This is a genomic window from Bradyrhizobium shewense, assembly GCF_900094605.1.
GTDB lineage: Bacteria > Pseudomonadota > Alphaproteobacteria > Rhizobiales > Xanthobacteraceae > Bradyrhizobium > Bradyrhizobium shewense.
Window position 1 is genome coordinate 141887 of record NZ_FMAI01000020.1, and the last position, 6511, is coordinate 148397.

At 65.0% G+C, this 6511-nt stretch carries 9 protein-coding genes; 6 read left to right on the forward strand and 3 right to left on the reverse strand.

Features of this window, described 5'->3' with window-relative positions; all coding sequences use genetic code 11:
* From GA0061098_RS31120 to GA0061098_RS31140, 5 genes are read left to right on the forward strand one after another with little or no spacing between them, the layout of a single operon-like run.
* Positions 1-807, forward strand: coding sequence for a biotin--[acetyl-CoA-carboxylase] ligase (locus GA0061098_RS31120; protein WP_091965299.1), 807 nt, complete (start codon positions 1-3; stop codon positions 805-807).
* Positions 807-2477 (forward strand): ribonuclease J, encoded by a 1671-nt coding sequence (locus GA0061098_RS31125; protein WP_091965300.1) that lies wholly within the window; start codon positions 807-809, stop codon positions 2475-2477. The genes GA0061098_RS31120 and GA0061098_RS31125 overlap by 1 nt, the downstream gene beginning before the upstream one ends.
* A gap of 13 nt (positions 2478-2490) precedes the next feature.
* A complete protein-coding gene (gene mce, locus GA0061098_RS31130) occupies positions 2491-2895 on the forward strand; it encodes a methylmalonyl-CoA epimerase (protein ID WP_091965301.1) in 405 nt (134 codons plus the stop codon).
* Positions 2896-2904: 9 nt separating this feature from the next.
* Positions 2905-3180, forward strand: a complete 276-nt coding sequence (locus GA0061098_RS31135; protein ID WP_018320157.1) for a DUF1467 family protein — start codon at positions 2905-2907, stop codon at positions 3178-3180.
* A 47-nt stretch (positions 3181-3227) separates the two neighbouring features.
* Positions 3228-3575, forward strand: a complete 348-nt coding sequence (locus GA0061098_RS31140) for a hypothetical protein (protein WP_091965302.1) — start codon at positions 3228-3230, stop codon at positions 3573-3575.
* Positions 3576-3665: 90 nt separating this feature from the next.
* On the opposite strand, the gene GA0061098_RS31145 is transcribed toward GA0061098_RS31140, so the two are convergent.
* Both GA0061098_RS31145 and GA0061098_RS31150 read right to left on the reverse strand, forming a co-directional pair.
* Entirely contained in the window at positions 3666-3929 is a 264-nt protein-coding gene (locus GA0061098_RS31145) for a GlsB/YeaQ/YmgE family stress response membrane protein (protein ID WP_038971430.1), read from the reverse strand.
* Between the two features lie 32 nt (positions 3930-3961).
* The gene (locus GA0061098_RS31150) at positions 3962-4411 is read right to left on the reverse strand and encodes a YidB family protein (RefSeq protein WP_091965303.1); all 450 of its coding nucleotides are present in this window, start codon (positions 4409-4411) and stop codon (positions 3962-3964) included.
* Positions 4412-4684: 273 nt separating this feature from the next.
* On the opposite strand from GA0061098_RS31150, the gene mtnK reads away from it, so the two are divergent.
* Positions 4685-5974, forward strand: coding sequence for an S-methyl-5-thioribose kinase (mtnK, locus tag GA0061098_RS31155; RefSeq protein ID WP_091965304.1), 1290 nt, complete (start codon positions 4685-4687; stop codon positions 5972-5974).
* A 211-nt stretch (positions 5975-6185) separates the two neighbouring features.
* On the opposite strand, the gene GA0061098_RS31160 is transcribed toward mtnK, so the two are convergent.
* On the reverse strand, positions 6186-6511 hold a 326-nt coding region (locus tag GA0061098_RS31160; protein ID WP_129590991.1), incomplete at its 5' end, for a transposase.

A 6511-nucleotide genomic window follows, 5' to 3' on the forward strand; every position in this document is an offset into this window, starting at 1 on the left:
ATGGGGTTCGCGCTCGGTCCTCGCGCATCCTCCGCGGGCTACAGGCTCGCGGCGTTCGAGCAGACCGGCTCGACCAATACCGAGGCGATCGAGCACGCCAGGCGCGGCGAGCGCGGCCCGATGTGGTTCGTCACGTCGGAGCAGACGGCCGGCCGCGGCCGCCGTCAGCGCGCCTGGATCGCGCCGCGCGGCAATCTCGCCGCCAGCATCCTCGAAGTCATGGACGTCGCGCCTGCCGTCGCCGCCACCCTCGGCTTTGCAGCCGGGCTGGCGGAGGAGGCCGCGCTGGAGAAGGTCAGCCTGGAGGCCGCACTCCGCCTCGGCCCCGATCGTCCGCGCTATGCCCTGAAATGGCCCAACGACGTTTTGGCCGGTGGCAAGAAGCTCGTCGGCATTGGCCTCGAAGCCGAAGCCATCGGTGACCGCCTGGCCGTCGTGGTCGGCATCGGCACCAATGTCGTCGCAGCGCCCGAGGGCACGCCGACGCCCGCGGTGTCGCTGGCCGCGCTCGGGGTGCAGATCAGTGCGGAGGAGCTGTTCTCGGCGCTCTCCGACGCCTGGGTCGAGTTCCGCGGCATCTGGGACAATGGAAGCGGCTTTGCCGAGATCCGCAAGCTGTGGCTGGAGCGCGCCGCGGGACTCGGCGAGCGGGTCGCAATCCACACGGGAGCGATGACGCTGGAAGGCATTTTTGACACGATCGACGACACCGGCTGCCTGATCGTCCGCACTGCGGAGGGCCGCCGCGTGCCGGTGGCCGCGGGTGAGGTGTTCTTTGGCTCGGCCGCGTCCGTAGGAGCTGCGTGATGGCCAAGCCCGACGAACTGGTGTTTGCGCCGCTGGGCGGCGTCGGCGAGATCGGCATGAACCTGTCGATCTACGGCCTCGGCAACCGCCAGCAGCGCGCCTGGATGGCGGTCGACCTCGGCGTCTCCTTCGGCGATGAGGAGCACCTGCCGGGTATCGACCTGATCATGCCCGACATCAGCTTCCTGGAGAAGGAACGCAAGAACCTGATGGGCCTGGTGCTGACCCACGCCCATGAGGACCATTTCGGCGCCATCATCGACCTCTGGCCGAAGCTGAAATGCCCGATCTACGCGACGCAGTTCAGTGCGGCCCTGTTCGAGGCCAAATGCGCCGCCGAGCGCAACGCGCCGAAGATCCCGGTGACGGTGGTGCCGTCCGGCGGCCGCGTCGATGTCGGCCCGTTCAACGTCGAGTTCATTCCCGTCGCGCACTCCATTCCCGAAGCGCACGCGCTGGCGATCCACACCGAAGCCGGCACGGTGCTGCATACCGGCGACTGGAAGATCGACCCGACCCCGACCCTGGGCAGCCCGACCGACGAGAAGCGGCTGCGCGAGCTCGGCGAGGAAGGCGTGCTCGCCTTGATCGGCGATTCCACCAACGCGGTGCGCGATGGCCGTTCACCCTCGGAAGCCGAGGTCGCCCGGACCATCATCGACCTCGTGAAATCAGCCAAGGGCCGCGTTGCGGTCACGACCTTCGCCTCCAACGTCGCGCGCATCAAGGCCGTCGCTGCTGCTGCCAAGGCTGCCGACCGCGAGGTCGTCGTGGTCGGTCGCGCCATGGAGCGCGTGGTGCAGGTCGCGCGTGAATGCGGCTATCTCGACGGCGTGCAGAATTTCCGCTCACCCGAGGTCTACGGCCATCTGCCGCAGGACAAGGTGCTGGCGCTGTGCACCGGCAGCCAGGGCGAGCCGCGCGCGGCGCTGGCGCGCATCGCCAATGACGACCATCCCGAGATCACGCTCAATCGCGGCGACAGCGTCATCTTCTCCTCGCGCACCATCCCGGGCAACGAGAAGGCGGTCGGCTCGATCATCAACAATCTCGTGCTGCAGGGCGTCGAGATCATCACCGATCGCGACCATCTGGTCCACGTCTCCGGCCATCCTCGCCGCGACGAATTGCGCGACATGATTGGCTGGGTGAAGCCGCAGCTCCTGATCCCGGTCCACGGCGAGGCGCTGCATCTGAACGAGCACGCCAAGCTGGCGCGCGCCGCCGGCGTGCCGCGCGTGCTGGTGGTCCGCAACGGCGACCTGATCAAGCTCGGCCCGGGCGATCCCGGCATCATTGGCGAAGTGCCTTCCGGCCGCCTCTACAAGGACGGCACGATCCTGGAGGACTCCAAGTCCCGCGCCGTGGTCGAGCGGCGGCGCATGGCGTTTTCCGGCTGTGCCTTCGTCGCCATCGCCATGACCGAGCAGGGCGAGCTGGCCGACGATCCCGAGGTCGATCTCGTGGGTATCCCCGAGAAGAACAGGGCAGGCGAGCCCTTCGACGACCTCGTCTTCGATGCCGTGGTCTCCACCATCGAGGGCCTGCCGAAGGCGCGCCGCCGCGACGCCGACGCATTGGGCGAGTCGGTGCGACGTGCTGTCCGGGCCGTGATCAACGAACATTGGGGCAAAAAGCCCCCCTGTCTGGTACACGTACTGACAGTGTAAGGGGAGAAGACACATGCTGGGCCGGCTCAACCATGTCGCGATCGCGACCAAGGACGCCGTCAAGGCTGCCAGGATCTACGGCACGGCGTTCGGCGCTCAGATCTCGGAAGCCGTGCCGCTGCCCGAGCACGGCGTCATCACCGTGTTCGCGACGCTGCCCAACACCAAGATCGAATTCATCGAACCGCTCGGCGAGGCCTCGCCGATCGCAAAATTCGTCGAGCGTAACCCCGACGGCGGCATCCACCATGTCTGCTACGAGGTCGTCGACATCATCGCCTCGCGCGATACGCTGGTGAAGGAGGGCGCGCGGGTGCTCGGCGACGGCGTGCCGAAGATCGGGGCCCATGGCAAGCCGGTGCTGTTCCTGCATCCGAAGGATTTTTCCGGCGCGCTGGTCGAGATCGAGCAGGCATAAGGCCGAACCATGGCCATCCAGATCTCAACCGCGATCGCAATCTACTTCGTCATCTGGTGGGTCGCGCTGTTCCTGACGCTGCCGTTCGGCGTGCGCAGCCAGCACGAAGATGGCGTCGGTGCGCCCGGCACCGACCCCGGCGCGCCGATCCTGACGCGGATGGGCCGCAAGCTGATCTGGACCACCATCATCTCGGCGATCATCTACGGCCTCGGCATGGTCGCCTATCACGCCGGATATCTCTCGATCGAGCGCCTGTCGAAATTGATGGGAATGCCTTTCTAGACGTTCTTGCTAGACGTTTTTGCCGACGACATTGTTTGGGGGAACGAATGATTTTTCAGAGGATCGTCATTGCACTTCTGGTGCTGATCGTCGCCGGCATTGGTACCATCGGCTATTTCGAATGGCGGATGGCCGCGCAGGTGCGCACCCTGAAGGCGTTCGTCGAGGGCTACGTCTTCAACGAAGCCGTGATGGCCTGCGAGCAGGCCAAGAGCTCGACGCCATTCAAATGGAACGGGGGCAAGAGCACCTCGGTGATCGGCCTGAACTCGGCCAAGCTGGACAAATACACGGTCAGCGCCAGCTACACGCTGGTGGCGGACAGCGTCTATTGTGATTACGATCCGATCAAAAGAAAGGCCGAGATCGGCTCCAGCTTTTTGGAGCGGGAGTAACGATCCGGCGCTGGTAGGCATGAGCGCGCCGCCGCCCGCTCGATGCGGCGCGAGTTCGCGCACGCCCGATCAGCTGCTCACGCAGGCGGGCTAGATCGCTCGGCGTTGTCGGCCGGCGATGAGCCCGTAGACGAACAGCACAATGATCGCGCCGACGACCGCACCGATCAGTCCCGCGCCTTCTTCGGCACGATACCAGCCGAGCGCCTGCCCGAGGTAAGTCGCAACGAAGGCGCCGACGATCCCGAGGATGGTCGTCAGGATGAAGCCGGACGGCTCGTTGTCGCCAGGCATGATGAACTTGGCGATCACGCCGGCGACGAAGCCGATGATGATTGTCCAGAGAAGACCCATTTCCACACCTCTTCCAGGTTAAGCGGCAACAGCTATGCCTCAGGCAGACGTCCATCCGGCGTGTATTTGTCGACCGCCGAGGGCAATTCCCGCGATAGCCTTGTAAGGATCTCGTCTTGGGAAAGCCCCGTCTGCTGTTCGAGCTTCTCCAGCACGTCCGAGCCGATGGCATTCCTCAGCTCAGGCGACGAAATCTCCTTGTTGGGTCCGGGCTTGACCCATGAATCGGCGACTTCACCCTGGCCGTTCTGGTTGAACCGCTCCAGGAGCTCGCCAAGGCCGCCATTGAGCAGACCCCCGATCCCGCCTGCGCCGAGCATGCCGCCCAGATTGCCGAGCGCTCCCCCGGGCGGCTGCTGACCGCCCGCGGACGAGCCGCCGGTCGCGCCTTTCAGCAGCTCAGCCAGCTTGTCGCGGTTCTGATAGCCGGCCATGGCCAGCATCGCTAGAAGGGCAGTCATGGAAGGCATCCCGCGGCTCATCGGTAACTCCTTTAAAATCTCAGAAACGCAAAACTGTCTCAGCCCGCTTGTGTTCCAAAAATCGGCAAATCGCGGGCTCGCGACCGCGCGCCCCGGCCTGGTCGTCCGACGCTAAGGACTTTGCATGCAACTGGTCCCGGGCGTCGCCAGCGACACAGGTGGCGGACCGCCTTGATTGCGTTTACGATCCGACCAAAAGAATGGCAGGGATCGCCCAAGCTTCCCAGAAGCGGGAGTTGCGACCAGGCCATGCCAAGCATGGGTGGGATCGTCATGACCGGGGACCGGGCGGGGGACTATCGAATTCTGCATGAAGCGGCGCTGCGGGATCATCTGGCAGGTCTTCCTGATATCGCCGCACTCCTGGGCGGCGAGCCGGCCTCCTGGGAGATCACCGAGGTCGGCGACGGCAATCTCAATCTCGTCTTCATCATGAAGGGCGCAAGCGGCGGCGTCGCCGTCAAACAGGCGCTGCCTTATGTCCGCCTCGTCGGCGAGAGCTGGCCGCTGCCGCTGTCGCGGGCCCATTACGAATATCTGGCTCTGTCCCGGCAGGCCCAGATCGCGCCCGGTCTCGTGCCGGCTTTGCTGCATCACAACGAGGCCCTGGCGCTGACGGTGATGGAGCTGCTCGAACCCCACATCATCATGCGCAAGGGGCTGGTTGCGGGAACGCAATACCCAGGCTTCGTCGGTGACATCACTACCTTCATGGCGCGAACGCTGTTCTTCACCTCCGACCTCGCGCTGTCCGCGGCCGAGAAGAAGGAGGGCATCGCCGCTTTCGCCGGCAACCACGCGCTCTGCAAGATCACCGAGGATCTGATCTTCACTGATCCTTACCGCATCGCCGAACAGAACCGCTGGACTGCGCCGTATCTCAATGCGCTCGCGGCAAGCCTGCGTGATGACATGGAGCTGCATGTTGCGATCTCCCGGCTGAAGCTGAAATTCATGGCAAGCCCCGAGGCGCTGCTCCATGGTGACCTCCACACCGGCTCGATCATGGTGACGGACCACCAGACGCGGGTGATCGATCCGGAATTTGCGTTCTATGGTCCGATGGGGTTCGACGTCGGGGCCGTGATCGCCAACCTTGTGATGGCCTATTTCGCCTCCGCCGGGCACGAGCGTGCGACGGGCGAGCGGGCCGCATTCGAGGCCTGGGTGCTGGAGACGGTCGAAAAGGTCTGGAGCGAGTTCGCCCGAAAGTTCCTTGACCTCTGGCGGGCGGAAGGCACTGGCGACGCCTATCCGGTCTCACTCTTTGCCGGCGCGCAGGGCGCCGCGCGCCTGGAGGCCGAGCGCCAAGCCTATCTGCACCGCCTGTTCGCCGACACGGTCGGCTTCGCGGCCGCAAAGACCATCCGCCGCATCTTCGGCCTTGCCCACAACATCGATTTCGAGCTGATCGAGCATCCGAAGAAGCGCGCCGTCAGCGAAGCCCGCGCGGTGCGGCTCGCACGGGCGATGATGGTGGAGACGGGGACGTTTCGGACGATCGCCGACGTTACGGGTGCTGCGCGAAAACTGCGGGACTGGAGGCCGGAGCTAACGGGTTGAGAGAGTTCATGGCGAGGAGCGTGCCTTCGCGCTCGCAATGACAAAGCCGAGCAACAGGCGCAAATGTTTCATCGTCACCCTGAGGTGCCGGAGCGTAGCGAAGGCCTCGAAGGGCGACAGCCCGGCTGCATCGCGGCCGTTCATCCTTCGAGGCTTCAGCACGCGCTGCGTTCGCATCGCATGCTTCGCACCTCAGCGACTGTGTTCTTTGTCAAGCGGGTTGCCATGGTTTTCGATCCCTGAGCATGGCGTTGAGGATGGTGATGAGCTTGCGGGCCACGGCGATGAGGGCGACCATTTTCGGCTTACCGGCGCTGACGAGGTGACGATAGAAGAGCTTGAGCTGCGTGTGGCATCGGATGGCCGACAGGGCGGCCATGTAAAGAGCTGCCCGCAAGGCGGTGCGTCCGCCACCGATCTTACTCCGGCCTTTCCATCGGCCGGACTGACGGACGAAGGGAGCAAGCCCGGCAAGGCTTGCGATCTGGCGGCGATTGAGCGCGCCAAGCTCAGGCACCTCGGCAAGGAAGGTGCGCG

Excerpts from the sequence above, each read along its gene's own strand:
- GA0061098_RS31120 (WP_091965299.1), top strand. The coding sequence starts at position 1 with ATGGGGTTCGCGCTCGGTCCTCGCGCATCCTCCGCGGGCTACAGGCTC.
- GA0061098_RS31125 (WP_091965300.1), top strand. The coding sequence starts at position 807 with ATGGCCAAGCCCGACGAACTGGTGTTTGCGCCGCTGGGCGGCGTCGGC.
- mce (WP_091965301.1), top strand. The coding sequence starts at position 2,491 with ATGCTGGGCCGGCTCAACCATGTCGCGATCGCGACCAAGGACGCCGTC.
- GA0061098_RS31135 (WP_018320157.1), top strand. The coding sequence starts at position 2,905 with ATGGCCATCCAGATCTCAACCGCGATCGCAATCTACTTCGTCATCTGG.
- GA0061098_RS31140 (WP_091965302.1), top strand. The coding sequence starts at position 3,228 with ATGATTTTTCAGAGGATCGTCATTGCACTTCTGGTGCTGATCGTCGCC.
- GA0061098_RS31145 (WP_038971430.1), bottom strand. The coding sequence starts at position 3,929 with ATGGGTCTTCTCTGGACAATCATCATCGGCTTCGTCGCCGGCGTGATC.
- GA0061098_RS31150 (WP_091965303.1), bottom strand. The coding sequence starts at position 4,411 with ATGAGCCGCGGGATGCCTTCCATGACTGCCCTTCTAGCGATGCTGGCC.
- mtnK (WP_091965304.1), top strand. The coding sequence starts at position 4,685 with ATGACCGGGGACCGGGCGGGGGACTATCGAATTCTGCATGAAGCGGCG.